Source organism: Streptococcus equinus (assembly GCF_049393805.1).
Classification (GTDB): Bacteria; Bacillota; Bacilli; order Lactobacillales; family Streptococcaceae; genus Streptococcus; species Streptococcus equinus.
Genome location: NZ_CP185763.1, coordinates 982,636 through 1,007,486 on the forward strand (window position 1 = coordinate 982,636; position 24,851 = coordinate 1,007,486).

A 24,851-nucleotide genomic window follows, 5' to 3' on the forward strand; every position below is an offset into this window, starting at 1 on the left:
GCACGTTTGGAGTATTGTTTAGTTTTGAGAGGTCTTGTGGGGCCTTAGCTCAGCTGGGAGAGCGCCTGCTTTGCACGCAGGAGGTCAGCGGTTCGATCCCGCTAGGCTCCATTGAATCGAAAGATTCAAAGATTGTCCATTGAAAATTGAATATCTATATCAAATTCCACGATTCAAGAAATTGAATTGTAGATAGTAACAAGAAATAAACCGAAACGCTGTGATTTAATGAGTTTAAGGTCAACAGACCAAAATAAGGTTAAGTTAATAAGGGCGCACGGTGGATGCCTTGGCACTAGAAGCCGATGAAGGACGTGACTAACGACGAAATGCTTTGGGGAGTTGTAAGTAAACATTGATCCAGAGATGTCCGAATGGGGGAACCCGGCATGTAATGCATGTCACTCATTACTGTTAAGGTAATGTAGAGGAAGACGCAGTGAACTGAAACATCTAAGTAGCTGCAGGAAGAGAAAGCAAACGCGATTGCCTTAGTAGCGGCGAGCGAAAAGGTAAGAGGGCAAACCGATGTGTTTACACATCGGGGTTGTAGGACTGCGTTGTGGGACGACAAGATTATAGAAGAATTACCTGGGAAGGTAAGCCAAAGAGAGTAACAGCCTCGTATTCGAAATAGTCTTTAACCCTAGCAGTATCCTGAGTACGGCGAGACACGAGAAATCTCGTCGGAATCTGGGAGGACCATCTCCTAACCCTAAATACTCTCTAGTGACCGATAGTGAACCAGTACCGTGAGGGAAAGGTGAAAAGCACCCCGGGAGGGGAGTGAAATAGAACCTGAAACCGTGTGCCTACAACAAGTTCGAGCCCGTTAATGGGTGAGAGCGTGCCTTTTGTAGAATGAACCGGCGAGTTACGATATGATGCGAGGTTAAGTTGAAGAGACGGAGCCGTAGGGAAACCGAGTCTTAATAGGGCGACTTAGTATCATGTCGTAGACCCGAAACCATGTGACCTACCCATGAGCAGGGTGAAGGTGAGGTAAAACTCACTGGAGGCCCGAACCAGGGCACGTTGAAAAGTGCTTGGATGACTTGTGGGTAGCGGAGAAATTCCAAACGAACTTGGAGATAGCTGGTTCTCTCCGAAATAGCTTTAGGGCTAGCGTCGATGTTAAGTCTCTTGGAGGTAGAGCACTGTTTGATTGAGGGGTCCATCCCGGATTACCAATATCAGATAAACTCCGAATGCCAACGAGATATAATCGGCAGTCAGACTGCGAGTGCTAAGATCCGTAGTCGAAAGGGAAACAGCCCAGACCACCAGCTAAGGTCCCAAAATATATGTTAAGTGGAAAAGGATGTGGGGTTGCACAGACAACTAGGATGTTAGCTTAGAAGCAGCTATTCATTCAAAGAGTGCGTAATAGCTCACTAGTCGAGTGACCCTGCGCCGAAAATGTACCGGGGCTAAAACATATTACCGAAGCTGTGGATACCTTTTAGGTATGGTAGGAGAGCGTTCTATGTGTGATGAAGGTGTACCGTGAGGAGCGCTGGAACGCATAGAAGTGAGAATGCCGGTATGAGTAGCGAAAGACAGGTGAGAATCCTGTCCACCGTATGACTAAGGTTTCCAGGGGAAGGCTCGTCCTCCCTGGGTTAGTCGGGACCTAAGGAGAGACCGAAAGGTGTATCCGATGGACAACAGGTTGATATTCCTGTACTAGAGTATATAGTGATGGAGGGACGCAGTAGGCTAACTAAAGCGTGCGATTGGAAGTGCACGTCTAAGCAGTGAGGTGTGATATGAGTCAAATGCTTATATCTATAACATTGAGCTGTGATGGGGAGCGAAGTTAAGTAGCGAAGTTAGTGATGTCACACTGCCAAGAAAAGCTTCTAGCGTTAATTATACTCTACCCGTACCGCAAACCGACACAGGTAGTCGAGGCGAGTAGCCTCAGGTGAGCGAGAGAACTCTCGTTAAGGAACTCGGCAAAATGGCCCCGTAACTTCGGGAGAAGGGGCGCTGGCTTTAAGTCAGCCGCAGTGAATAGGCCCAAGCAACTGTTTATCAAAAACACAGCTCTCTGCTAAATCGTAAGATGATGTATAGGGGGTGACGCCTGCCCGGTGCTGGAAGGTTAAGAGGAGCGCTTAGCATTAGCGAAGGTGTGAATTGAAGCCCCAGTAAACGGCGGCCGTAACTATAACGGTCCTAAGGTAGCGAAATTCCTTGTCGGGTAAGTTCCGACCCGCACGAAAGGCGTAATGATTTGGGCACTGTCTCAACGAGAGACTCGGTGAAATTTTAGTACCTGTGAAGATGCAGGTTACCCGCGACAGGACGGAAAGACCCCATGGAGCTTTACTGCAGTTTGATATTGAGTATCTGTACCACATGTACAGGATAGGTAGGAGCCTATGAAATCGGGACGCTAGTTTCGGTGGAGGCGTTGTTGGGATACTACCCTTGTGTTATGGCTACTCTAACCCAGATAGGTTATCCCTATCGGAGACAGTGTCTGACGGGCAGTTTGACTGGGGCGGTCGCCTCCTAAAAGGTAACGGAGGCGCCCAAAGGTTCCCTCAGAATGGTTGGAAATCATTCGCAGAGTGTAAAGGTATAAGGGAGCTTGACTGCGAGAGCTACAACTCGAGCAGGGACGAAAGTCGGGCTTAGTGATCCGGTGGTTCCGCATGGAAGGGCCATCGCTCAACGGATAAAAGCTACCCTGGGGATAACAGGCTTATCTCCCCCAAGAGTTCACATCGACGGGGAGGTTTGGCACCTCGATGTCGGCTCGTCGCATCCTGGGGCTGTAGTCGGTCCCAAGGGTTGGGCTGTTCGCCCATTAAAGCGGCACGCGAGCTGGGTTCAGAACGTCGTGAGACAGTTCGGTCCCTATCCGTCGCGGGCGTAGGAAATTTGAGAGGATCTGCTCCTAGTACGAGAGGACCAGAGTGGACTTACCGCTGGTGTACCAGTTGTCTTGCCAAAGGCATCGCTGGGTAGCTATGTAGGGAAGGGATAAACGCTGAAAGCATCTAAGTGTGAAGCCCACCTCAAGATGAGATTTCCCATGATTTTATATCAGTAAGAGCCCTGAGAGATGATCAGGTAGATAGGTTAGAAGTGTAAGTGTGGTGACACATGTAGCGGACTAATACTAATAGCTCGAGGACTTATCCAAAAAAGAAACGAGTCAATATTGACAGCGAGTCGGTTTCTTGTTAGAATATATAGGTATTCAATTTTGATTGGATAATCAATCATAGTTAAGTGACGATAGCCTAGGAGATACACCTGTTCCCATGCCGAACACAGAAGTTAAGCCCTAGCACGCCTGATGTAGTTGGGGGTTGCCCCCTGTTAGATATGGTAGTCGCTTAGCAAAAGGGAGTTTAGCTCAGCTGGGAGAGCATCTGCCTTACAAGCAGAGGGTCAGCGGTTCGATCCCGTTAACTCCCATTTACAATGGTATATAAACCAAAAGGTCCCGTGGTGTAGCGGTTATCACGTCGCCCTGTCACGGCGAAGATCGCGGGTTCGATTCCCGTCGGGACCGTTTGACTCGTTAGCTCAGTTGGTAGAGCATCTGACTTTTAATCAGAGGGTCACTGGTTCGAGCCCAGTACGGGTCATATTAATATGCGGGTTTGGCGGAATTGGCAGACGCACCAGATTTAGGATCTGGCGCTTAACGGCGTGGGGGTTCAAGTCCCTTAACCCGCATTAAATAAGAAGTTGCCGGCTTAGCTCAGTTGGTAGAGCATCTGATTTGTAATCAGAGGGTCGCGTGTTCAAGTCATGTAGCCGGCATATAGGATACTCTTTATGCGAACGTAGTTCAGTGGTAGAACATCACCTTGCCAAGGTGGGGGTCGCGGGTTCGAACCCCGTCGTTCGCTTGTTAGAGGCCGGGGTGGCGGAACTGGCAGACGCACAGGACTTAAAATCCTGCGAAGGGTAACCTTCGTACCGGTTCGATTCCGGTCCTCGGCAGTATAAAATTTAATATTATGATGCACCCTTGGCTCAACTGGATAGAGTACCTGACTACGAATCAGGCGGTTGCAGGTTCGAATCCTGCAGGGTGCATAATTTCGGGAAGTAGCTCAGCTTGGTAGAGCACTTGGTTTGGGACCAAGGGGTCGCAGGTTCGAATCCTGTCTTCCCGATGTGAATTCTCGAAATTCACAAAGACCTTTGAAAACTGAACAATACGAACCAAACGTGCGGGTTACGGAAGTAACCTGTCAAAAAACGATAAATCTGTCAGTGACAGAATGAGAACAAGATTAAATGAGAGTTTGATCCTGGCTCAGGACGAACGCTGGCGGCGTGCCTAATACATGCAAGTAGAACGCTGAAGACTTTAGCTTGCTAAAGTTGGAAGAGTTGCGAACGGGTGAGTAACGCGTAGGTAACCTGCCTACTAGCGGGGGATAACTATTGGAAACGATAGCTAATACCGCATAACAGCATTTAACACATGTTAGATGCTTGAAAGGAGCAATTGCTTCACTAGTAGATGGACCTGCGTTGTATTAGCTAGTTGGTGAGGTAACGGCTCACCAAGGCGACGATACATAGCCGACCTGAGAGGGTGATCGGCCACACTGGGACTGAGACACGGCCCAGACTCCTACGGGAGGCAGCAGTAGGGAATCTTCGGCAATGGGGGCAACCCTGACCGAGCAACGCCGCGTGAGTGAAGAAGGTTTTCGGATCGTAAAGCTCTGTTGTAAGAGAAGAACGTGTGTGAGAGTGGAAAGTTCACACAGTGACGGTAACTTACCAGAAAGGGACGGCTAACTACGTGCCAGCAGCCGCGGTAATACGTAGGTCCCGAGCGTTGTCCGGATTTATTGGGCGTAAAGCGAGCGCAGGCGGTTTAATAAGTCTGAAGTTAAAGGCAGTGGCTTAACCATTGTTCGCTTTGGAAACTGTTAGACTTGAGTGCAGAAGGGGAGAGTGGAATTCCATGTGTAGCGGTGAAATGCGTAGATATATGGAGGAACACCGGTGGCGAAAGCGGCTCTCTGGTCTGTAACTGACGCTGAGGCTCGAAAGCGTGGGGAGCAAACAGGATTAGATACCCTGGTAGTCCACGCCGTAAACGATGAGTGCTAGGTGTTAGGCCCTTTCCGGGGCTTAGTGCCGCAGCTAACGCATTAAGCACTCCGCCTGGGGAGTACGACCGCAAGGTTGAAACTCAAAGGAATTGACGGGGGCCCGCACAAGCGGTGGAGCATGTGGTTTAATTCGAAGCAACGCGAAGAACCTTACCAGGTCTTGACATCCCGATGCTATTCCTAGAGATAGGAAGTTTCTTCGGAACATCGGTGACAGGTGGTGCATGGTTGTCGTCAGCTCGTGTCGTGAGATGTTGGGTTAAGTCCCGCAACGAGCGCAACCCCTATTGTTAGTTGCCATCATTAAGTTGGGCACTCTAGCGAGACTGCCGGTAATAAACCGGAGGAAGGTGGGGATGACGTCAAATCATCATGCCCCTTATGACCTGGGCTACACACGTGCTACAATGGTTGGTACAACGAGTCGCGAGTCGGTGACGGCAAGCAAATCTCTTAAAGCCAATCTCAGTTCGGATTGTAGGCTGCAACTCGCCTACATGAAGTCGGAATCGCTAGTAATCGCGGATCAGCACGCCGCGGTGAATACGTTCCCGGGCCTTGTACACACCGCCCGTCACACCACGAGAGTTTGTAACACCCGAAGTCGGTGAGGTAACCTTTTGGAGCCAGCCGCCTAAGGTGGGATAGATGATTGGGGTGAAGTCGTAACAAGGTAGCCGTATCGGAAGGTGCGGCTGGATCACCTCCTTTCTAAGGATAAACGGAAGCACGTTTGGAGTATTGTTTAGTTTTGAGAGGTCTTGTGGGGCCTTAGCTCAGCTGGGAGAGCGCCTGCTTTGCACGCAGGAGGTCAGCGGTTCGATCCCGCTAGGCTCCATTGAATCGAAAGATTCAAAGATTGTCCATTGAAAATTGAATATCTATATCAAATTCCACGATTCAAGAAATTGAATTGTAGATAGTAACAAGAAATAAACCGAAACGCTGTGATTTAATGAGTTTAAGGTCAACAGACCAAAATAAGGTTAAGTTAATAAGGGCGCACGGTGGATGCCTTGGCACTAGAAGCCGATGAAGGACGTGACTAACGACGAAATGCTTTGGGGAGTTGTAAGTAAACATTGATCCAGAGATGTCCGAATGGGGGAACCCGGCATGTAATGCATGTCACTCATTACTGTTAAGGTAATGTAGAGGAAGACGCAGTGAACTGAAACATCTAAGTAGCTGCAGGAAGAGAAAGCAAACGCGATTGCCTTAGTAGCGGCGAGCGAAAAGGTAAGAGGGCAAACCGATGTGTTTACACATCGGGGTTGTAGGACTGCGTTGTGGGACGACAAGATTATAGAAGAATTACCTGGGAAGGTAAGCCAAAGAGAGTAACAGCCTCGTATTCGAAATAGTCTTTAACCCTAGCAGTATCCTGAGTACGGCGAGACACGAGAAATCTCGTCGGAATCTGGGAGGACCATCTCCTAACCCTAAATACTCTCTAGTGACCGATAGTGAACCAGTACCGTGAGGGAAAGGTGAAAAGCACCCCGGGAGGGGAGTGAAATAGAACCTGAAACCGTGTGCCTACAACAAGTTCGAGCCCGTTAATGGGTGAGAGCGTGCCTTTTGTAGAATGAACCGGCGAGTTACGATATGATGCGAGGTTAAGTTGAAGAGACGGAGCCGTAGGGAAACCGAGTCTTAATAGGGCGACTTAGTATCATGTCGTAGACCCGAAACCATGTGACCTACCCATGAGCAGGGTGAAGGTGAGGTAAAACTCACTGGAGGCCCGAACCAGGGCACGTTGAAAAGTGCTTGGATGACTTGTGGGTAGCGGAGAAATTCCAAACGAACTTGGAGATAGCTGGTTCTCTCCGAAATAGCTTTAGGGCTAGCGTCGATGTTAAGTCTCTTGGAGGTAGAGCACTGTTTGATTGAGGGGTCCATCCCGGATTACCAATATCAGATAAACTCCGAATGCCAACGAGATATAATCGGCAGTCAGACTGCGAGTGCTAAGATCCGTAGTCGAAAGGGAAACAGCCCAGACCACCAGCTAAGGTCCCAAAATATATGTTAAGTGGAAAAGGATGTGGGGTTGCACAGACAACTAGGATGTTAGCTTAGAAGCAGCTATTCATTCAAAGAGTGCGTAATAGCTCACTAGTCGAGTGACCCTGCGCCGAAAATGTACCGGGGCTAAAACATATTACCGAAGCTGTGGATACCTTTTAGGTATGGTAGGAGAGCGTTCTATGTGTGATGAAGGTGTACCGTGAGGAGCGCTGGAACGCATAGAAGTGAGAATGCCGGTATGAGTAGCGAAAGACAGGTGAGAATCCTGTCCACCGTATGACTAAGGTTTCCAGGGGAAGGCTCGTCCTCCCTGGGTTAGTCGGGACCTAAGGAGAGACCGAAAGGTGTATCCGATGGACAACAGGTTGATATTCCTGTACTAGAGTATATAGTGATGGAGGGACGCAGTAGGCTAACTAAAGCGTGCGATTGGAAGTGCACGTCTAAGCAGTGAGGTGTGATATGAGTCAAATGCTTATATCTATAACATTGAGCTGTGATGGGGAGCGAAGTTAAGTAGCGAAGTTAGTGATGTCACACTGCCAAGAAAAGCTTCTAGCGTTAATTATACTCTACCCGTACCGCAAACCGACACAGGTAGTCGAGGCGAGTAGCCTCAGGTGAGCGAGAGAACTCTCGTTAAGGAACTCGGCAAAATGGCCCCGTAACTTCGGGAGAAGGGGCGCTGGCTTTAAGTCAGCCGCAGTGAATAGGCCCAAGCAACTGTTTATCAAAAACACAGCTCTCTGCTAAATCGTAAGATGATGTATAGGGGGTGACGCCTGCCCGGTGCTGGAAGGTTAAGAGGAGCGCTTAGCATTAGCGAAGGTGTGAATTGAAGCCCCAGTAAACGGCGGCCGTAACTATAACGGTCCTAAGGTAGCGAAATTCCTTGTCGGGTAAGTTCCGACCCGCACGAAAGGCGTAATGATTTGGGCACTGTCTCAACGAGAGACTCGGTGAAATTTTAGTACCTGTGAAGATGCAGGTTACCCGCGACAGGACGGAAAGACCCCATGGAGCTTTACTGCAGTTTGATATTGAGTATCTGTACCACATGTACAGGATAGGTAGGAGCCTATGAAATCGGGACGCTAGTTTCGGTGGAGGCGTTGTTGGGATACTACCCTTGTGTTATGGCTACTCTAACCCAGATAGGTTATCCCTATCGGAGACAGTGTCTGACGGGCAGTTTGACTGGGGCGGTCGCCTCCTAAAAGGTAACGGAGGCGCCCAAAGGTTCCCTCAGAATGGTTGGAAATCATTCGCAGAGTGTAAAGGTATAAGGGAGCTTGACTGCGAGAGCTACAACTCGAGCAGGGACGAAAGTCGGGCTTAGTGATCCGGTGGTTCCGCATGGAAGGGCCATCGCTCAACGGATAAAAGCTACCCTGGGGATAACAGGCTTATCTCCCCCAAGAGTTCACATCGACGGGGAGGTTTGGCACCTCGATGTCGGCTCGTCGCATCCTGGGGCTGTAGTCGGTCCCAAGGGTTGGGCTGTTCGCCCATTAAAGCGGCACGCGAGCTGGGTTCAGAACGTCGTGAGACAGTTCGGTCCCTATCCGTCGCGGGCGTAGGAAATTTGAGAGGATCTGCTCCTAGTACGAGAGGACCAGAGTGGACTTACCGCTGGTGTACCAGTTGTCTTGCCAAAGGCATCGCTGGGTAGCTATGTAGGGAAGGGATAAACGCTGAAAGCATCTAAGTGTGAAGCCCACCTCAAGATGAGATTTCCCATGATTTTATATCAGTAAGAGCCCTGAGAGATGATCAGGTAGATAGGTTAGAAGTGTAAGTGTGGTGACACATGTAGCGGACTAATACTAATAGCTCGAGGACTTATCCAAAAAAGAAACGAGTCAATATTGACAGCGAGTCGGTTTCTTGTTAGAATATATAGGTATTCAATTTTGATTGGATAATCAATCATAGTTAAGTGACGATAGCCTAGGAGATACACCTGTTCCCATGCCGAACACAGAAGTTAAGCCCTAGCACGCCTGATGTAGTTGGGGGTTGCCCCCTGTTAGATATGGTAGTCGCTTAGCAAAAGGGAGTTTAGCTCAGCTGGGAGAGCATCTGCCTTACAAGCAGAGGGTCAGCGGTTCGATCCCGTTAACTCCCATTTACAATGGTATATAAACCAAAAGGTCCCGTGGTGTAGCGGTTATCACGTCGCCCTGTCACGGCGAAGATCGCGGGTTCGATTCCCGTCGGGACCGTTTGACTCGTTAGCTCAGTTGGTAGAGCATCTGACTTTTAATCAGAGGGTCACTGGTTCGAGCCCAGTACGGGTCATATTAATATGCGGGTTTGGCGGAATTGGCAGACGCACCAGATTTAGGATCTGGCGCTTAACGGCGTGGGGGTTCAAGTCCCTTAACCCGCATTAAATAAGAAGTTGCCGGCTTAGCTCAGTTGGTAGAGCATCTGATTTGTAATCAGAGGGTCGCGTGTTCAAGTCATGTAGCCGGCATATAGGATACTCTTTATGCGAACGTAGTTCAGTGGTAGAACATCACCTTGCCAAGGTGGGGGTCGCGGGTTCGAACCCCGTCGTTCGCTTGTTAGAGGCCGGGGTGGCGGAACTGGCAGACGCACAGGACTTAAAATCCTGCGAAGGGTAACCTTCGTACCGGTTCGATTCCGGTCCTCGGCAGTATAAAATTTAATATTATGATGCACCCTTGGCTCAACTGGATAGAGTACCTGACTACGAATCAGGCGGTTGCAGGTTCGAATCCTGCAGGGTGCATAATTTCGGGAAGTAGCTCAGCTTGGTAGAGCACTTGGTTTGGGACCAAGGGGTCGCAGGTTCGAATCCTGTCTTCCCGATTGATGGCGGTGTAGCTCAGCTGGCTAGAGCGTCCGGTTCATACCCGGGAGGTCGGGGGTTCGATCCCCTTCGCCGCTATAGATGATATATGGATGACTTTGGACCTTTAGCTCAACTGGTTAGAGCACTCGGCTCATAACCGAGCGGTCGTAGGTTCGAGTCCTACAAGGTCCATATTGATTTGAAACTTTTTGTTATGGAGGATTACCCAAGTCCGGCTGAAGGGAACGGTCTTGAAAACCGTCAGGCGTGTAAAAGCGTGCGTGGGTTCGAATCCCACATCCTCCTTTATATTGTTAGCGCGGGATGGAGCAGCTCGGTAGCTCGTCGGGCTCATAACCCGAAGGTCGTAGGTTCAAATCCTGCTCCCGCAATAGAAGGCTCGGTAGCTCAGTTGGTAGAGCAATGGATTGAAGCTCCATGTGTCGGCGGTTCGATTCCGTCTCGCGCCATTAATTAAATAAAATTATGCGGGTGTAGTTTAGTGGTAAAACTACAGCCTTCCAAGCTGTTGTCGCGAGTTCGATTCTCGTCACCCGCTTTTTATTTTTATATTGGTTATTCCAAGTTTCATGGGCGCATAGCTCAGCTGGTTAGAGCGCACGCCTGATAAGCGTGAGGTCGGTGGTTCGAGTCCACTTGTGCCCATACATGGAATGGAGAATTACTCAAGAGGCTGAAGAGGACGGTTTGCTAAATCGTTAGGTCGGGTAACTGGCGCAAGGGTTCGAATCCCTTATTCTCCGTGCTATTTTCAAACGAGTTATCTTTTGATATCTCGTTTATTTTTATATTCTAAGTTAGTTGGTGCGCATCTTGAAAAAATTAAGAATCTCTCGTTTCGTTTTCTTCGCTGTTGTGATTTTGTTACTTTTATCATTTTCATTATCGCTACTTTTCAGAAATTTAGGTGTTATTTCGGTAGTTTCATCGCCGATTAGAAGTGTTGTTGCTAGAGTTGATTCTGTCGTTTCTGCTCCGTTTAGGTCTTTAGGATCTTTAAATGAAGATATACATGATTTATTTAGCACGTATTCTGAAAATAAAAAATTGAAGAAGAAAGTTGCTGAACTTGAGAATCAAAGTGAGGAAATTGCATCATTAAAAACTGAGAATGAGCAGTTAAATAATACAATTAATGCATCTTCCTCAATTTCGACTCAATTTTCTGCAACAGGAAAGGTTATAGTTAGAAGCCCTGTTTCTTGGTATGAGTCTTTGACTGTTAAGATTGGGAAAGATAAAAATGTTGCTAAAAAGATGTTGGCACTTTCTAATGGGGGGCTTATAGGTGTTGTTGATGATGTTGATTCTTCGACATCAAATATTGCACTTTTGGCCAATGGTTCTGATTTTAGTATCCCTGTTAAGATTTCTACTGCTTCAGGTGATCTTTATGGAATTTTAGAGTCATTTGATTCAGAAAAGAAATGTTTCGTTGTTTCTAACCTTAATTCTTCTACAGATGTTGTTGAGGGTGATAGTGTTGTGACAAGTGGACTAGATGGTGATACTGTAGCTAATGTTTCAGTTGGTTCAGTTTCTAGTGTCAAGAATAGTTCTGAAAATTTAGAGCGTGTTGTTTATGTTAAACCGACAGCAGATTTCTCTGATATTTCATATGTAACAGTAGTTGGTGATTAATATGGCGTTTTTAAAAAACAGATATTTTTTACTTTTTACCCTTTTTCTATTGATGTTAATTGATGGTCAGTTTTCTTATTTAATGAGTTCTGTTTTTACGTACCATGTGACGATTAGCAGTCATTTGCTTTTGCTGGCTATTATATATTTCTACCATAATCAGACTAAGTATTTTACTATATTTAGCTCTTTGTTTCTTGGTGGATTATATGATATTTACTATTTGAATAGAATCGGGATTGTTGTTCTTTTATTACCATTTTTAGTAATTTTTACTAATAGTATTACTAAGACTATTTTCTCTAGTAATTTTCAAACATTAACGTTCTTTATTATTGTTTTGTTTATGTTTGAAATTGTTGGGGATGTTTGTGCCGTATTATTGGGAATGACAACGTTAACAATAGCTAATTTTATTGCTTATGGTTTTGCGCCAACTCTGATTTTCAATATTTTGTTGTATTTGATATTTCAAAAATTGTTTAAAAAAGTATATTTTAATGCTTAGATTACCATAACAAAACATAAATGTAACAATCACGTAATATTACTTGCGTGATTTTTTGGTAAAATAATAATGTCTTATCAAAAAGGAGTAGTTTAATTAATATGAAAAAAAGAATTTTATCAGCTGTTCTTGTCAGTGGTGTAACACTCGGGACAGCAGCCGTAACTGTAAATGCGGATGATTTTGATACACAAATTGCTGCACAGGATGCTGTAATCAGCAACCTAACTTCTGAACAAGCTGCAGCACAAAGCCAAGTTGATGCAATCCAAACTCAAGTGTCTTCTCTTCAATCACAACAAGCTGAATTGGAAGCACAAAATGCTCAACTTGAAGCTGAATCTCAAAAATTGAGCGAAGAAATTCAAGTTCTTTCAAGCAAAATTGTTGCTCGTAACGAAACTTTGAAAAACCAAGCTCGTAATGCTCAAAAGAATGTTTCAGCTACTAGCTACATTAACACAATCTTGAACTCTAAATCAGTTTCTGATGCGATTAACCGTGTTCAAGCTATTCGTGAAGTAGTTGCTGCAAACAAAAAAATGCTTGATGAACAAGAAGCAGATAAAGCTGCTATTGAACAAAAACAAGCAGAAAACCAAGAAGCTATCAATACTGTAGCTGCTAACAAAGCAACTATCGAACAAAACCAAGCTGCTTTGGCAACACAACAAGCTGAATTGGAAGCTGCACAATTGAACCTTTCAGCTCAATTGGCAACTGCTGAAGATGAACGTGCTAACCTTGTAGCTCAAAAAGAAGCTGCTGAACAAGCTGCTGCTGAAGCTGCTGCAGCACAAGCCGCTGCAGAAGCACAAGCCGCTGCAGAAGCACAAGCACAAGCAGAATCTGTAGCACAAGCACAAGCTGCTGTTCAAAACAATACAGCTACAACTGATACAACTACAGATACTTCAGCTCAAGATTCATCAGCTACACAACCAGCTGCTACAACACCAGCACAAGATACTTCATCAGCTGCACAACCAGCTGCAGCAACACCAGCACAAAGCACTTCATCAGCTGCACAACCAGCTGCTAAACCAAGTTCAGTAACACCATCAGCTAATACAGCAGGTAACACTTACCCAGTAGGTCAATGTACTTGGGGTGTTAAATCACTTGCTTCATGGGTTGGTAACTATTGGGGTAATGCAAACCAATGGATTGCTAGCGCACAAGCTGCAGGTCACTCAGTAGGTACTACACCACAAGCTGGTGCTGTCGCTGTATGGCCATATGATGGTGGTGGATACGGACACGTTGCTTACGTAACAGCTGTTCAAAGTTCAACTAACATCCAAGTTATGGAAGCAAACTACGCTGGTAACTCTTCAATCGGTAACTACCGTGGATGGTTTAACCCAACTTCATCAACTTGGGGTGGCGGTACTGTCTACTACATCTACCAATAATAAATCTGTGAGAGGGATTCCCCCTCTCTTTTTTTTATTTCCCTGTATTTAAGCGGATTTAACGCATTTGTCATTGAAAAAAAGCCGAAAAAACGTTAAAATGGTAAAGGATAAAAACTTTGGAGGAAATCATGTCTTATTCTGATTTAAAATTGTTTGCCTTATCGTCAAACAAAGAATTAGCAGAAAAAGTAGCTTCGGCTATGGGAATTCAGCTCGGAAAATCATCTGTACGTCAATTTTCTGATGGTGAAATCCAAGTCAATATTGAAGAATCAATTCGCGGCGACCATGTCTTTATTTTGCAATCAACTAGCTCACCAGTTAATAATAATTTGATGGAAATCTTAATCATGGTTGATGCTCTTAAACGTGCTAGTGCTGAAAAAATTAGCGTAGTTATTCCTTATTATGGATATGCACGTCAAGACCGTAAAGCTCGTTCACGCGAACCAATTACATCTAAATTAGTAGCAAATATGCTTGAAGTAGCAGGTGTCGATCGTCTTTTGACTGTTGATTTGCACGCTGCTCAAATTCAAGGTTTCTTTGATATTCCAGTTGATCATTTGATGGGTGCACCATTGATCGCTGATTATTTCGATCGACACGGATTGGTCGGAGACGATGTTGTTGTTGTTAGTCCTGACCATGGTGGTGTGACACGTGCTCGTAAATTGGCACACTTCCTCCAAACACCGATTGCTATCATTGATAAACGTCGTAGTGTTACAAAAATGAATACCAGTGAAGTTATGCACATCATTGGTAATGTTAAAGGTAAAAAATGTATCTTGATTGATGACATGATTGATACTGCAGGTACAATTTGTCACGCAGCTGACGCTCTTGCTGAAGCTGGTGCAACAGAAGTTTATGCTTCATGTACTCACCCAGTCCTTTCAGGTCCAGCTCTTGATAACATCCAAAATTCAGCTATTAAGAAATTGGTAGTTTTGGATACCATTTACCTTCCAGAAGAACGTTTGATTGATAAAATTGAACAAATTTCAATTGCAGAATTAATTGCAGAAGCAATTACTCGTATTCATGAAAAACGTCCGTTGTCACCATTGTTTGAAGTGGGAGTTAACGACCGTTAATAATTAATTTTAGAGTAAGTAAAAAATCGTTGGTTTATCTGCCAGCGGTTTTTATTTTGGACTGTGCACATGTGGATAACTTGCAAAATCTCTTTTTGGAGTTCGTTGTGGATAAATCAAAAAAGGGTGTATAATTATTAGGATTTTATGTATAATAGATATAATTAGATTTTTGAGGTGAAACTATGAGTTTAACAGATCGTTTTAATAAAAATTTAGATAAGATTGAAGTGTCGTTAATTCGCCAATTTGATCAATCCATTTCGGATGTACCAGGGATTATGAAACTGACTCTTGGTGAGCCTGATTTTACAACACCTGATCATGTTAAGGAAGCAGCTAAAGCTGCAATCGATGCCAATCAGTCACATTATACTGGTATGGCTGGTTTACCTGCTCTGCGTCAAGCTGCAGCTGATTTTGTAAAAACAAAGTATAATTTGTCATACAACCCTGACAATGAAATTTTGGTTACAATTGGAGCTACTGAAGCTCTGTCAGCTACACTGACTGCTATTTTAGAACCTGGTGATACAGTTCTTTTGCCAGCGCCAGCTTATCCAGGTTATGAACCGATTGCTAATCTTGTGGGTGCTGAAATTGTTGAAATTGATACGACCGCTAATGATTTTGTTTTGACGCCAGAAATGCTTGAAAAAGCAATTTTAGAACAAGGTGATAAGCTAAAAGCGGTTTTGCTAAATTATCCAACGAATCCGACTGGTGTGACTTATTCACGTAAACAAATCAAAGAGTTGGCTGATGTGCTCAAGAAATATGATGTTTTTGTAATTTCTGATGAAGTTTATGCTGAGTTGACTTATAGCAATGAACTTCACGTATCGATTGCTGAGTACCTTCCAGAACAAACTATTTTGATTAATGGTCTGTCTAAATCTCATGCCATGACTGGTTGGCGAATTGGTTTGATTTTTGCGCCTGCTGTCTTCACTGCTCAGTTGATTAAGAGTCACCAATATTTGGTAACGGCTGCAGCGACGATGGCACAATTTGCGGCTATTGAAGCTCTTTCTGTTGGTAAAGATGATGCTCTTCCAATGAAAGCTGAGTATTTGAAACGTCGTGATTATATTATGGATAAAATGTCTGCTCTTGGATTTAAGATTATTAAACCAGATGGAGCTTTCTATATCTTTGCCAAAATTCCTGCTGGTTATGAACAAGATTCATTTAAATTCTGTCAAAGTTTCGCGCGTGAAAAGGCTGTTGCCTTTATCCCAGGTGTAGCCTTTGGTCAGTACGGTGAAGGTTATGTTCGTTTATCTTACGCAGCTAGCATGGAAACAATCACTACAGCGATGGATCGTTTGAAAGAATTTATGGAAGAACATGCAAACTAAAGAAACTTATGGTCTTGTCCTCTATAATCGCAATTATCGCGAGGATGACAAACTAGTTAAGATTTTTACAGAAACAGATGGCAAGCATATGTTTTTTGTGAGACATGCGGGAAAATCTCGTTTTAATTCTGTGATTCAGCCGTTGACCATTGCTAAATTTATCGTAAAGATTAACGACAATGGTTTGTCGTTCATTGAAGATTATAAGGAAGTGGCTTCGTTTAAGGAAATCAATGCTGATTTATTTAAGTTGTCATATGCTTCTTATGTAACTTCTTTGGCTGATGCTGCTGTGCCTGATAATGTGGCTGATTCGCAGTTGTTTGCTTTTTTGAACAAGACTTTATCTTTGATGGAAGAGGGTCTTGATTATGAAATCTTGACGAATATCTTTGAGATTCAGATTTTGGAGCGCTTTGGTATTAGTCTGAATCTGCATGAATGTGCATTTTGTCATCGTGTAGGACTTCCTTTTGATTTTTCTCATAAGTATACTGGCTTGCTTTGCCCAGAGCATTATGCAAAAGATGAGCATCGAAGTCATGTTGATCCAAATATGCTTTATCTCCTTGATCGTTTTCAAGCCATTCAATTTGATGAGTTAAAGACAATTTCGGTTAAACCTGACATGAAACGAAAACTGCGTTTATTTATCGATGATATCTATGATAACTATGTCGGTGTTCGATTGAAGAGTAAGAAGTTCATCGATGATTTAGGTTCTTGGGGAAATATTATGAAATAAAGGTCACTTGATAAACACTTGTTGCTGTGTTTGTCAGGTGGCTTTTTTCTGAAAGTTGCTCTGCTATTTTCGAAAAATGAAAAAAATCTCGAATCATGCTATAATAAAGCGATAATGTTTTGTGAGGAAATTCATATGAAAAAAATTGCTATTGATGCTATGGGTGGCGACAATGCTCCTAAAGCTATTGTTGAAGGAGTCAATCGTGCCGTAGCCGAATTCTCAGATATTGAGGTTCAACTTTATGGAGATGAAGCAAAAATTAAAAAATATTTGACAGCGACAGAGCGCGTGTCAATTATTCATACAGATGAAAAAATTAATTCAGACGATGAGCCGGCTAAAGCAATTCGTCGTAAAAAGAAAGCAAGTATGTTGCTTGGTGCCAAAGCTGTCAAAGAAGGTGAAGCGGACGCTGTTATTTCTGCAGGAAATACAGGTGCTCTTCTAGCAGCAGGCTTGTTTGTGGTTGGACGTATTAAAGGGATTGATCGTCCAGGTCTTATGTCTACATTGCCAACTTTGGATGGCAAAGGATATGATATGCTAGACCTTGGTGCTAATGCTGAAAATACACCAAAACATTTGCATCAGTATGCTATCTTAGGTTCATTTTATGCTAAGAATGTTCGCGGGATTGATAAACCGCGTGTTGGTTTGCTTAATAATGGTACAGAATCTACTAAAGGTGACCCACTTCACAAGGAAACTTATGCTTTATTAGCTGAAGATGACACCTTGAATTTTGTTGGAAATGTTGAAGCGCGTGATTTGATGAATGGTGTTGCTGATGTTGTGGTATCAGATGGTTTCACAGGAAACGCTGTTCTTAAAACAATGGAAGGAACTGCTCTTAACATTATGGGGGCTTTGAAATCTTCTATTAAATCAGGCGGCTTCAAGGCTAAATTAGGTGCTCTTCTATTGAAAGATAGCTTGTATAGTTTGAAAGATACTATGGATTATTCAAGTGCTGGTGGAGCAGTTCTTTTCGGACTTAAAGCACCTGTTGTCAAATGCCATGGTTCAAGTGATGCGCAAGCTGTTTATTATACTATTAGACAAGCTCGTAAGATGTTAGATACTAATGTTGTTGGTCAATTAGTAGAAGCATTCACACCGAAAGATTAACGAAAAGGGAGGATGAGATGACAAAAGAGGCTATTTTTGAAAGGATTAGTTTCATCATTAAGGAGCAAATGAATAAGCCTGATTTGGAGATTACACAAACAACGAGTCTCCACGATGATTTGGGAGTTGATTCTATTGCTTTGACAGAATTTGTTATCAATCTTGAAGATGAATTCCATTTGGAAATCCCTGATGAAGATGTTGAACACATGAAATGTATGGGAGAAATGATGGAATATCTCTATAATAGAGTAAAATAAAGAAAAACGTTCGCAAAAAGCGGACGTTTTTAATTTTATTTCATTAAAAAGTCTGTTAAATGTTGAAATTGGTTTGAGCATGTGTTAAAATTTAGTAGAATAAAAGCGAAAGGCGAACAAAAACATGTCACGACAACTAATTTATACGGGAAAAGCTAAAGATATTTACACAACCTCAGAAGATGAGAACTTGATTATTTCAGTCTACAAAGACCAAGCTACTATGCTTAATGGTGCTCGAAAAGAGACTATTAAAGGTAAAGGCGTTCTTAATAATCAAATCTCATCTTTAATTTTTACAAAATTGAATGAAGCAGGTGTAGCCACTCATTTTGTTAAACAATTGTCAGAAACCGAACAATTGAACAAAAAAGTTGATATTGTTCCACTTGAAGTTGTTTTGCGTAATGTTACTGCTGGGTCATTCTCAAAACGTTTTGGTGTTGAAGAAGGTATTAAATTAGATACACCGATTGTTGAGTTCTACTATAAGAATGACGAATTGGATGATCCATTCATTAATGATGAACATGTGAAATTCCTTGGAATTGCAAGTGAAGAAGACATTGCTTACATCAAAGCTGAAACACGTCGTATTAACGAACTTTTGAAAGATTGGTTCAAACAAATCGGTCTTACTTTGATTGATTTCAAATTGGAATTTGGTAAAGACAAAGATGGCAAAATTATTCTTGCTGATGAATTTTCACCAGATAACTGCCGCCTTTGGGATGCTGAAGGTCACCACATGGATAAAGACGTTTTCCGTCGTGACTTGGGTAGTTTGACTGATGTTTACGAAGTGGTTCTTGAAAAACTAAAAGGACTTGACTAAGTAATTGCGATTTCTAGAGTGTCAAAAGAATTTCTAAAAAGGGTAAAAAATGAATAAACGAATTTTCGTTGAGAAAAAATCAAATTTCAACATCAAAGCTCAAGCGCTTGTTAAAGAACTTAAACATAATCTTCAGTTAAAAAGCTTGACTGATTTGCGTATTGTTCAAGTGTATGATGTTTTTGGATTAGCAGACTCACTTTTTGAACGTGCTGAAAAACATATCTTTTCTGAACAAGTTACAGATAATATCTTGGCGGAAGATGAAGTAGTTGCTGAACTTGCTAATTATGCTTTCTTTGCTATTGAGTCACTTCCTGGTCAATTTGACCAACGTGCAGCTTCATCACAAGAAGCTTTGCTCCTTCTTGGTAGTAGCAATGATGTGACAGTTAATACAGCGCAGCTTTATCTTGTGAATAAAGATATTGATGCTGCTGAACTTGATGCGGTTAAGAATTATCTTCTTAATCCTGTTGATTCTCGTTTTAAAGATATCACGACAGGTATTGCGCCTCAAGCATTTTCAGAATCTGATAAAACAATTCCAACTCTTGATTTCTTCAAAACTTATACGGCAGCTGAATTTGCTGATTATAAAGCTGAGCAAGGTTTGGCGATGGAAGTTGATGACCTTGTATTCATCCAAGATTATTTCAAATCAATTGGGCGTGTGCCAACTGAAACTGAATTGAAAGTTTTAGATACTTATTGGTCAGACCACTGTCGTCACACAACATTTGAAACTGAGCTTAAACACATTAATTTCTCAGCGTCTAAATTCCAAAAACAATTGCAAGCAACTTATGATAAATACATTGCTATGCGTGATGAACTAGGTCGCTCTGAAAAACCACAAACATTGATGGATATGGCGACTATCTTTGGTCGTTATGAACGTGCCAATGGTCGTTTGGATGATATGGAAGTTTCAGATGAAATCAATGCATGTTCTGTTGAAATTGAAGTTGACGTGAATGGTGTCAAAGAACCTTGGCTATTGATGTTCAAGAATGAAACGCACAACCACCCAACAGAAATCGAGCCATTCGGTGGTGCAGCAACATGTATCGGTGGTGCAATCCGTGACCCATTGTCAGGACGTTCATATGTTTACCAAGCAATGCGTATTTCAGGTGCTGGTGATATCACAACACCAATCTCAGAAACTCGTCTTGGTAAATTGCCACAACAAGTCATTTCAAAAACAGCAGCTCACGGTTATTCTTCATATGGTAACCAAATCGGTCTTGCAACAACTTATGTTAAAGAATATTTCCACCCAGGTTTCGTTGCTAAGCGTATGGAACTAGGTGCCGTTGTTGGTGCAGCTCCTAAAGGTAATGTTGTTCGTGAAAAACCAGAAGCTGGCGATGTTGTTATTCTTCTTGGTGGTAAGACTGGTCGTGATGGTGTCGGCGGTGCAACTGGTTCATCTAAAGTTCAAACGGTTGAATCTGTTGAAACAGCTGGTGCAGAAGTTCAAAAAGGTAACGCCATTGAAGAACGTAAAATTCAACGTCTTTTCCGTAATGGTAATGTGACTCGTCTTATCAAAAAATCAAATGACTTTGGTGCTGGTGGTGTCTGTGTTGCAATCGGTGAATTGGCAGATGGTCTTGAAATTGACCTTAACAAAGTGCCTTTGAAATACCAAGGTCTTAACGGAACTGAAATTGCTATTTCAGAGTCACAAGAACGTATGGCAGTTGTGGTTCGTCCGAAAGATGTTGAGGCTTTCGTAGAGGAATGCCACAAAGAAAATATTGATGCTGTAGTGGTTGCGACAGTTACTGAAAAACCAAACCTTGTCATGACTTGGAATGGTCAAACTATCGTTGATATTGAACGTCGTTTCCTTGATACAAACGGTGTGCGCGTGGTTGTTGATGCAAATGTTGTTGACAGCACAGTTGATATGCCAGAACAACGCACAACATCAGCAACAACTCTTGAAGCTGATACTGTAAATGTTCTTTCAGACCTTAACCACGCTAGTCAAAAAGGTTTGCAAACTATCTTTGATAGTTCAGTTGGTCGTTCAACAGTTAACCATCCAATTGGTGGTCGTTACCAAATCACCCCAACAGAAAGTTCTGTTCAAAAACTTCCTGTTCAAAATGGTGTGACAACAACAGCTTCTGTCATGGCACAAGGTTTCAACCCTTATATTGCAGAATGGTCACCATACCATGGTGCAGCTTATGCTGTGATTGAAGCGACAGCACGCTTGGTAGCAACTGGTGCTAACTGGTCTAAAGCGCGCTTCTCTTACCAAGAATATTTCCAACGTATGGATAAAAAAGCTGAACGATTTGGTCAACCAGTTTCAGCACTTCTTGGTTCAATCGAAGCACAAATCCAACTTGGTTTACCATCAATCGGTGGTAAAGACTCAATGTCTGGTACGTTTGAAGAATTGACAGTGCCACCAACATTGGTTGCCTTTGGTGTGACAACAGTAGATAGCCGTAATGTTCTTTCACCAGAATTTAAAGCAGCTGGAGAAAATGTTTACTACATTCCAGGACAAGTTATTTCACAAGATATTGATTTTGATTTGATTAAAGCTAACTTCGCTAAGTTTGAAGCGATTCAAAAAGCACATCATATCACATCAGCTTCAGCTGTTAAATATGGTGGTGTGATGGAAAGCCTAGCACTTGCTAGCTTTGGTAATCACCTCGGTGCTAAGGTTGAATTGGCAGAGCTTGCTACTAGCTTGACAGCTCAACTCGGTGGCTTCATCTTTACATCTGCTGAAGAAATTGCTGACGCAGTTAAAATCGGTGAAACAACAGCTGACTTTACACTTATTGTCAATGGTGTCAACCTTGCTGGTGAAAAACTCCTTTCAGCTTTTGAAGGAACACTTGAAGAAGTTTACCCAACTGAGTTTGAACAAAGTACTAAACTTGAAGAAGTTCCAGCAGTAGCCTCAGATGCAGTTATCAAAGCAAGTCAAAAAGTCGCTGAACCGCTCGTTTACATTCCAGTCTTCCCTGGTACTAACTCAGAGTATGATTCAGCTAAAGCTTTTGAACAAGCTGGTGCAAAAGTTAATTTGGTTCCATTTGTCACACTTAATGAAGCAGCAATTGAAGCCTCAGTTGACACAATGGTTGACAACATCAATAAAGCTAACATTATCTTCTTTGCTGGTGGTTTCTCTGCCGCTGATGAACCAGATGGCTCAGCTAAATTTATCGTCAACATCTTACTAAATCAAAAAGTTCGCGCAGCTATTGATAGTTTTATTGAAAAAGGTGGTCTTATCATCGGTATCTGTAATGGATTCCAAGCCCTTGTTAAATCAGGTCTTCTTCCATACGGTAACTTTGAAGATGCTACTGAAACAAGTCCAACTCTTTTCTACAATGATGCTAACCAACACGTTGCGAAAATGGTTGAAACACGTATTGCTAATACGAACTCACCTTGGCTTGCTGGAGTTGAAGTTGGTGATGTTTATGCTATCCCAGTTTCACACGGTGAAGGTAAATTTGTTGTGACTGATGAAGAGTTCGCTGAACTTCGTGACAACGGACAAATCTTTAGTCAATACGTTGACTTTGATGGTAAACCAAGCATGGATTCTAAATACAATCCAAATGGTTCTGTTAATGCTATCGAAGGTATCACAAGTAAGAACGGACAAATCATCGGTAAGATGGGACACTCAGAACGTTACGAAGATGGACTTTTCCAAAATATTCCAGGAAATAAAGACCAACACTTGTTCCGTAGCGCTGTTGAGTATTTCACTAAAGCTTAATATTCACGATAAATATATTTTATAGAAATGACAATGACAAGGTACGCGAGTACCTTTTGTCAACTTGTCAAAGGAATTTTTAGGTAATAAAAAAGAATGACATACGAAGTTAAATCTCTTAACGAAGAGTGTGGTGTGTTTGGGATTTGGGGACATCCTCAAGCAGCTCACGTTACTTATTTTGGGCTCCACAGTCTTCAACACCGCGGTCAAGAAGGTGCTGGTATCGTCACAAACGATAACGGTAAACTTCTTCAGCACCGTAATACAGGTCTCCTTTCAGATGTGTTTAAAAATCCTGCTGATTTGGAAAAATTGACAGGGACTGCAGCAATTGGTCACGTTCGTTACGCGACAGCAGGTTCAGCATCAATTAACAATATTCAACCTTTTCTTTACAACTTTACAGATGAACAATTTGGTCTTTGCCACAATGGTAATTTGACAAATGCTGTTTCATTGAAAAAAGAATTGGAAAACGAAGGTGCGATTTTTAACGCATCATCAGATACTGAAATTTTGATGCACTTGATTCGACGTAGCCACAATCCAGAGTTTATCGGCAAAGTCAAAGAAGCTCTTAATACTGTTAAAGGTGGCTTTGCTTATCTCTTGATGACAAAAGACAAGTTGATTGCTGCGCTTGATCCAAATGGTTTCCGTCCATTGTCAATCGGTCAAATGGATAACGGTGCTTGGGTTGTTTCAAGTGAAACATGTGCGTTTGAAGTGATCGGTGCGAAATGGGTTCGTGATGTAAAACCAGGTGAACTTGTTATCATTGATGACAATGGTATCCAGTATGATACCTACACAACCGATACTCAGCTTGCTATCTGTTCAATGGAATACATTTACTTCGCTCGTCCTGATAGTGATATTTATGGCGTTAATGTTCACACAGCTCGCAAAAATATGGGGAAACGTTTGGCGCAAGAGTTTCATCATGAAGCTGATATCGTCGTTGGTGTACCAAATTCATCTCTATCAGCAGCCATGGGCTTTGCAGAAGAGTCGGGTCTCCCAAATGAAATGGGCTTGGTGAAAAATCAATACACACAACGTACTTTCATTCAACCAACACAAGAATTACGTGAGCAAGGTGTTCGCATGAAACTCTCAGCCGTATCTGGTGTTGTTAAAGGTAAGCGCGTTGTCATGGTTGACGATTCTATCGTACGTGGAACAACATCATGTCGTATCGTTCGCCTGCTACGTGAAGCTGGCGCGACAGAAGTTCATGTTGCAATCGGTAGTCCAGAATTGAAATACCCATGTTTCTACGGTATCGACATTCAAAATCGTCGTGAGTTGATTTCGGCTAATCATACCAAAGAGGAAGTTTGTGAGATTATCGGAGCTGATAGTTTAACTTACCTATCAATTGATGGTTTGATTGAGTCAATTGGTCTTGATACAGATGCTCCAAACGGTGGTCTTTGTGTGGCATACTTTGACGGTAAGTATCCAACACCACTCTATGATTATGAAGAAGCGTATCTCAAGAGCTTGGAAGAAAAAACAAGTTTCTATATTCACGAAGTTAATGAGAATAAATAGCTTTTATTTATAGGAAGGACAGTATGATGCAAGAATTTGGTTTGTCCATGCTATGGTATTGGTTGGCTTATGTTGTAGTGACTTTTATCTTTGGTGTGGGACATACGGTTTTTAATATTGTTGTTCTTAAAATGTCATCGATGGCTGATGGACCAGGTATGGGAGAAGGTTATGAGGCTACTAAACCTTGGCATCCACTTTATAATATTTTAATTTTCCCTATTGCTGCTTATATGTACCTATCGACTTTGCCTATAGTTACATTACATGAAGTGATTGTTACATCAACTGTCTGGGGAACGTTAACTATTATTGTTGATGTTGTTGGCTGGGTTATCATAAAACATCCGTGGTCATTGACTTTTAAGGAATTCTATATTGATTATCAACCGTGGATTACGCTGATTTATCTAGCAATTTATATTAGTCCATTTTTGGCATATATGGCACTATAGGATAGGAAAAATGTTATCAAAAAATAAAAATGCTTATGCTCCACGTCTTACCACTGACTAAAGGCTAAAGCATTTGTTAGTGGA

At 42.8% G+C, this 24,851-nt stretch carries 12 protein-coding genes, 28 tRNA genes and 5 rRNA genes; all 45 read left to right on the forward strand.

The window, feature by feature from the left end:
- Nucleotides 1–38 precede the first annotated feature (38 nt).
- The 45 genes from ACN0NP_RS04760 (at nt 39) to ACN0NP_RS04980 (ending at nt 24,767) form a co-directional block, all read left to right on the forward strand.
- Nucleotides 39–111: transfer RNA gene (locus ACN0NP_RS04760), tRNA-Ala, on the forward strand.
- A 146-nt stretch (nt 112–257) separates the two neighbouring features.
- Nucleotides 258–3,157: ribosomal RNA gene (locus ACN0NP_RS04765) — 23S ribosomal RNA — on the forward strand.
- Between the two features lie 85 nt (nt 3,158–3,242).
- A 5S ribosomal RNA gene (gene rrf, locus ACN0NP_RS04770) occupies nt 3,243–3,358 on the forward strand.
- A 4-nt stretch (nt 3,359–3,362) separates the two neighbouring features.
- A tRNA-Val gene (locus ACN0NP_RS04775) sits at nt 3,363–3,435 on the forward strand.
- Between the two features lie 24 nt (nt 3,436–3,459).
- Nucleotides 3,460–3,532: transfer RNA gene (locus tag ACN0NP_RS04780), tRNA-Asp, on the forward strand.
- A gap of 3 nt (nt 3,533–3,535) precedes the next feature.
- A tRNA-Lys gene (locus ACN0NP_RS04785) sits at nt 3,536–3,608 on the forward strand.
- Nucleotides 3,609–3,617: 9 nt separating this feature from the next.
- Nucleotides 3,618–3,699, forward strand: a tRNA-Leu gene (locus tag ACN0NP_RS04790).
- 14 nt (nt 3,700–3,713) lie between these two features.
- Nucleotides 3,714–3,786 (forward strand) — tRNA-Thr (locus tag ACN0NP_RS04795).
- Nucleotides 3,787–3,803: 17 nt separating this feature from the next.
- Nucleotides 3,804–3,875: transfer RNA gene (locus tag ACN0NP_RS04800), tRNA-Gly, on the forward strand.
- An 8-nt stretch (nt 3,876–3,883) separates the two neighbouring features.
- Nucleotides 3,884–3,969 (forward strand) — tRNA-Leu (locus ACN0NP_RS04805).
- A gap of 22 nt (nt 3,970–3,991) precedes the next feature.
- Nucleotides 3,992–4,065, forward strand: a tRNA-Arg gene (locus ACN0NP_RS04810).
- A 6-nt stretch (nt 4,066–4,071) separates the two neighbouring features.
- Nucleotides 4,072–4,145 (forward strand) — tRNA-Pro (locus ACN0NP_RS04815).
- 120 nt (nt 4,146–4,265) lie between these two features.
- Nucleotides 4,266–5,813, forward strand: a 16S ribosomal RNA gene (locus tag ACN0NP_RS04820).
- A gap of 54 nt (nt 5,814–5,867) precedes the next feature.
- Nucleotides 5,868–5,940: transfer RNA gene (locus tag ACN0NP_RS04825), tRNA-Ala, on the forward strand.
- 146 nt (nt 5,941–6,086) lie between these two features.
- Nucleotides 6,087–8,986 (forward strand): 23S ribosomal RNA (locus ACN0NP_RS04830).
- An 85-nt stretch (nt 8,987–9,071) separates the two neighbouring features.
- Nucleotides 9,072–9,187 (forward strand): 5S ribosomal RNA (gene rrf, locus ACN0NP_RS04835).
- The 16S, 23S and 5S rRNA genes sit together here with 28 tRNA genes alongside, the layout of an rRNA operon.
- A 4-nt stretch (nt 9,188–9,191) precedes the next feature.
- Nucleotides 9,192–9,264: transfer RNA gene (locus ACN0NP_RS04840), tRNA-Val, on the forward strand.
- 24 nt (nt 9,265–9,288) lie between these two features.
- Nucleotides 9,289–9,361: transfer RNA gene (locus ACN0NP_RS04845), tRNA-Asp, on the forward strand.
- Between the two features lie 3 nt (nt 9,362–9,364).
- Nucleotides 9,365–9,437, forward strand: a tRNA-Lys gene (locus ACN0NP_RS04850).
- 9 nt (nt 9,438–9,446) lie between these two features.
- Nucleotides 9,447–9,528, forward strand: a tRNA-Leu gene (locus ACN0NP_RS04855).
- A 14-nt stretch (nt 9,529–9,542) separates the two neighbouring features.
- A tRNA-Thr gene (locus ACN0NP_RS04860) sits at nt 9,543–9,615 on the forward strand.
- A gap of 17 nt (nt 9,616–9,632) precedes the next feature.
- Nucleotides 9,633–9,704 (forward strand) — tRNA-Gly (locus ACN0NP_RS04865).
- An 8-nt stretch (nt 9,705–9,712) separates the two neighbouring features.
- A tRNA-Leu gene (locus ACN0NP_RS04870) sits at nt 9,713–9,798 on the forward strand.
- 22 nt (nt 9,799–9,820) lie between these two features.
- A tRNA-Arg gene (locus ACN0NP_RS04875) sits at nt 9,821–9,894 on the forward strand.
- Between the two features lie 6 nt (nt 9,895–9,900).
- Nucleotides 9,901–9,974 (forward strand) — tRNA-Pro (locus tag ACN0NP_RS04880).
- 5 nt (nt 9,975–9,979) lie between these two features.
- Nucleotides 9,980–10,053 (forward strand) — tRNA-Met (locus ACN0NP_RS04885).
- Between the two features lie 22 nt (nt 10,054–10,075).
- Nucleotides 10,076–10,149 (forward strand) — tRNA-Ile (locus ACN0NP_RS04890).
- A gap of 24 nt (nt 10,150–10,173) precedes the next feature.
- Nucleotides 10,174–10,263: transfer RNA gene (locus tag ACN0NP_RS04895), tRNA-Ser, on the forward strand.
- A 12-nt stretch (nt 10,264–10,275) separates the two neighbouring features.
- A tRNA-Met gene (locus tag ACN0NP_RS04900) sits at nt 10,276–10,349 on the forward strand.
- Nucleotides 10,350–10,354: 5 nt separating this feature from the next.
- Nucleotides 10,355–10,427: transfer RNA gene (locus tag ACN0NP_RS04905), tRNA-Phe, on the forward strand.
- A gap of 18 nt (nt 10,428–10,445) precedes the next feature.
- Nucleotides 10,446–10,516 (forward strand) — tRNA-Gly (locus ACN0NP_RS04910).
- 33 nt (nt 10,517–10,549) lie between these two features.
- Nucleotides 10,550–10,623: transfer RNA gene (locus ACN0NP_RS04915), tRNA-Ile, on the forward strand.
- 10 nt (nt 10,624–10,633) lie between these two features.
- Nucleotides 10,634–10,721: transfer RNA gene (locus ACN0NP_RS04920), tRNA-Ser, on the forward strand.
- A 70-nt stretch (nt 10,722–10,791) separates the two neighbouring features.
- On the forward strand, nt 10,792–11,619 hold the full coding sequence (gene mreC, locus ACN0NP_RS04925; protein WP_074534143.1) for a rod shape-determining protein MreC: 828 nt from the start codon (nt 10,792–10,794) through the stop codon (nt 11,617–11,619).
- 1 nt (nt 11,620) lies between these two features.
- Nucleotides 11,621–12,127 (forward strand): rod shape-determining protein MreD, encoded by a 507-nt coding sequence (mreD, locus tag ACN0NP_RS04930; RefSeq protein ID WP_029876012.1) that lies wholly within the window; start codon nt 11,621–11,623, stop codon nt 12,125–12,127.
- A 101-nt stretch (nt 12,128–12,228) separates the two neighbouring features.
- Complete coding sequence (gene pcsB, locus ACN0NP_RS04935) at nt 12,229–13,542, forward strand: peptidoglycan hydrolase PcsB (protein ID WP_423216891.1); 1,314 nt, start codon at nt 12,229–12,231, stop codon at nt 13,540–13,542.
- 131 nt (nt 13,543–13,673) lie between these two features.
- Nucleotides 13,674–14,645: a ribose-phosphate diphosphokinase gene (locus ACN0NP_RS04940; RefSeq protein WP_003067288.1), complete on the forward strand. Its 972-nt coding sequence runs from the start codon at nt 13,674–13,676 to the stop codon at nt 14,643–14,645.
- A gap of 185 nt (nt 14,646–14,830) precedes the next feature.
- Nucleotides 14,831–16,006, forward strand: a complete 1,176-nt coding sequence (locus tag ACN0NP_RS04945; protein WP_423216892.1) for a pyridoxal phosphate-dependent aminotransferase — start codon at nt 14,831–14,833, stop codon at nt 16,004–16,006.
- Nucleotides 15,996–16,751, forward strand: coding sequence for a DNA repair protein RecO (recO, locus tag ACN0NP_RS04950; protein ID WP_003067284.1), 756 nt, complete (start codon nt 15,996–15,998; stop codon nt 16,749–16,751). Before ACN0NP_RS04945 ends, recO begins: the two co-directional genes overlap by 11 nt.
- 135 nt (nt 16,752–16,886) lie before the next feature.
- Entirely contained in the window at nt 16,887–17,882 is a 996-nt protein-coding gene (plsX, locus tag ACN0NP_RS04955; protein ID WP_423216893.1) for a phosphate acyltransferase PlsX, read from the forward strand.
- Between the two features lie 17 nt (nt 17,883–17,899).
- Nucleotides 17,900–18,142: an acyl carrier protein gene (locus ACN0NP_RS04960; protein ID WP_423216894.1), complete on the forward strand. Its 243-nt coding sequence runs from the start codon at nt 17,900–17,902 to the stop codon at nt 18,140–18,142.
- 124 nt (nt 18,143–18,266) lie between these two features.
- Complete coding sequence (purC, locus tag ACN0NP_RS04965; RefSeq protein ID WP_021141386.1) at nt 18,267–18,977, forward strand: phosphoribosylaminoimidazolesuccinocarboxamide synthase; 711 nt, start codon at nt 18,267–18,269, stop codon at nt 18,975–18,977.
- A 49-nt stretch (nt 18,978–19,026) separates the two neighbouring features.
- On the forward strand, nt 19,027–22,752 hold the full coding sequence (locus ACN0NP_RS04970; RefSeq protein WP_423216895.1) for a phosphoribosylformylglycinamidine synthase: 3,726 nt from the start codon (nt 19,027–19,029) through the stop codon (nt 22,750–22,752).
- A 96-nt stretch (nt 22,753–22,848) separates the two neighbouring features.
- A complete protein-coding gene (gene purF / locus ACN0NP_RS04975) occupies nt 22,849–24,312 on the forward strand; it encodes an amidophosphoribosyltransferase (protein ID WP_423216896.1) in 1,464 nt (487 codons plus the stop codon).
- A gap of 23 nt (nt 24,313–24,335) precedes the next feature.
- Nucleotides 24,336–24,767, forward strand: a complete 432-nt coding sequence (locus tag ACN0NP_RS04980; protein ID WP_231997666.1) for a hypothetical protein — start codon at nt 24,336–24,338, stop codon at nt 24,765–24,767.
- The last annotated feature ends 84 nt before the right edge of the window (nt 24,768–24,851 follow it).

Excerpts from the sequence above, each read along its gene's own strand:
- mreD (WP_029876012.1), top strand. The coding sequence starts at position 11,621 with ATGGCGTTTTTAAAAAACAGATATTTTTTACTTTTTACCCTTTTTCTA.
- pcsB (WP_423216891.1), top strand. The coding sequence starts at position 12,229 with ATGAAAAAAAGAATTTTATCAGCTGTTCTTGTCAGTGGTGTAACACTC.
- ACN0NP_RS04940 (WP_003067288.1), top strand. The coding sequence starts at position 13,674 with ATGTCTTATTCTGATTTAAAATTGTTTGCCTTATCGTCAAACAAAGAA.
- ACN0NP_RS04945 (WP_423216892.1), top strand. The coding sequence starts at position 14,831 with ATGAGTTTAACAGATCGTTTTAATAAAAATTTAGATAAGATTGAAGTG.
- recO (WP_003067284.1), top strand. The coding sequence starts at position 15,996 with ATGCAAACTAAAGAAACTTATGGTCTTGTCCTCTATAATCGCAATTAT.
- plsX (WP_423216893.1), top strand. The coding sequence starts at position 16,887 with ATGAAAAAAATTGCTATTGATGCTATGGGTGGCGACAATGCTCCTAAA.
- ACN0NP_RS04960 (WP_423216894.1), top strand. The coding sequence starts at position 17,900 with ATGACAAAAGAGGCTATTTTTGAAAGGATTAGTTTCATCATTAAGGAG.
- purC (WP_021141386.1), top strand. The coding sequence starts at position 18,267 with ATGTCACGACAACTAATTTATACGGGAAAAGCTAAAGATATTTACACA.
- ACN0NP_RS04970 (WP_423216895.1), top strand. The coding sequence starts at position 19,027 with ATGAATAAACGAATTTTCGTTGAGAAAAAATCAAATTTCAACATCAAA.
- purF (WP_423216896.1), top strand. The coding sequence starts at position 22,849 with ATGACATACGAAGTTAAATCTCTTAACGAAGAGTGTGGTGTGTTTGGG.
- ACN0NP_RS04980 (WP_231997666.1), top strand. The coding sequence starts at position 24,336 with ATGATGCAAGAATTTGGTTTGTCCATGCTATGGTATTGGTTGGCTTAT.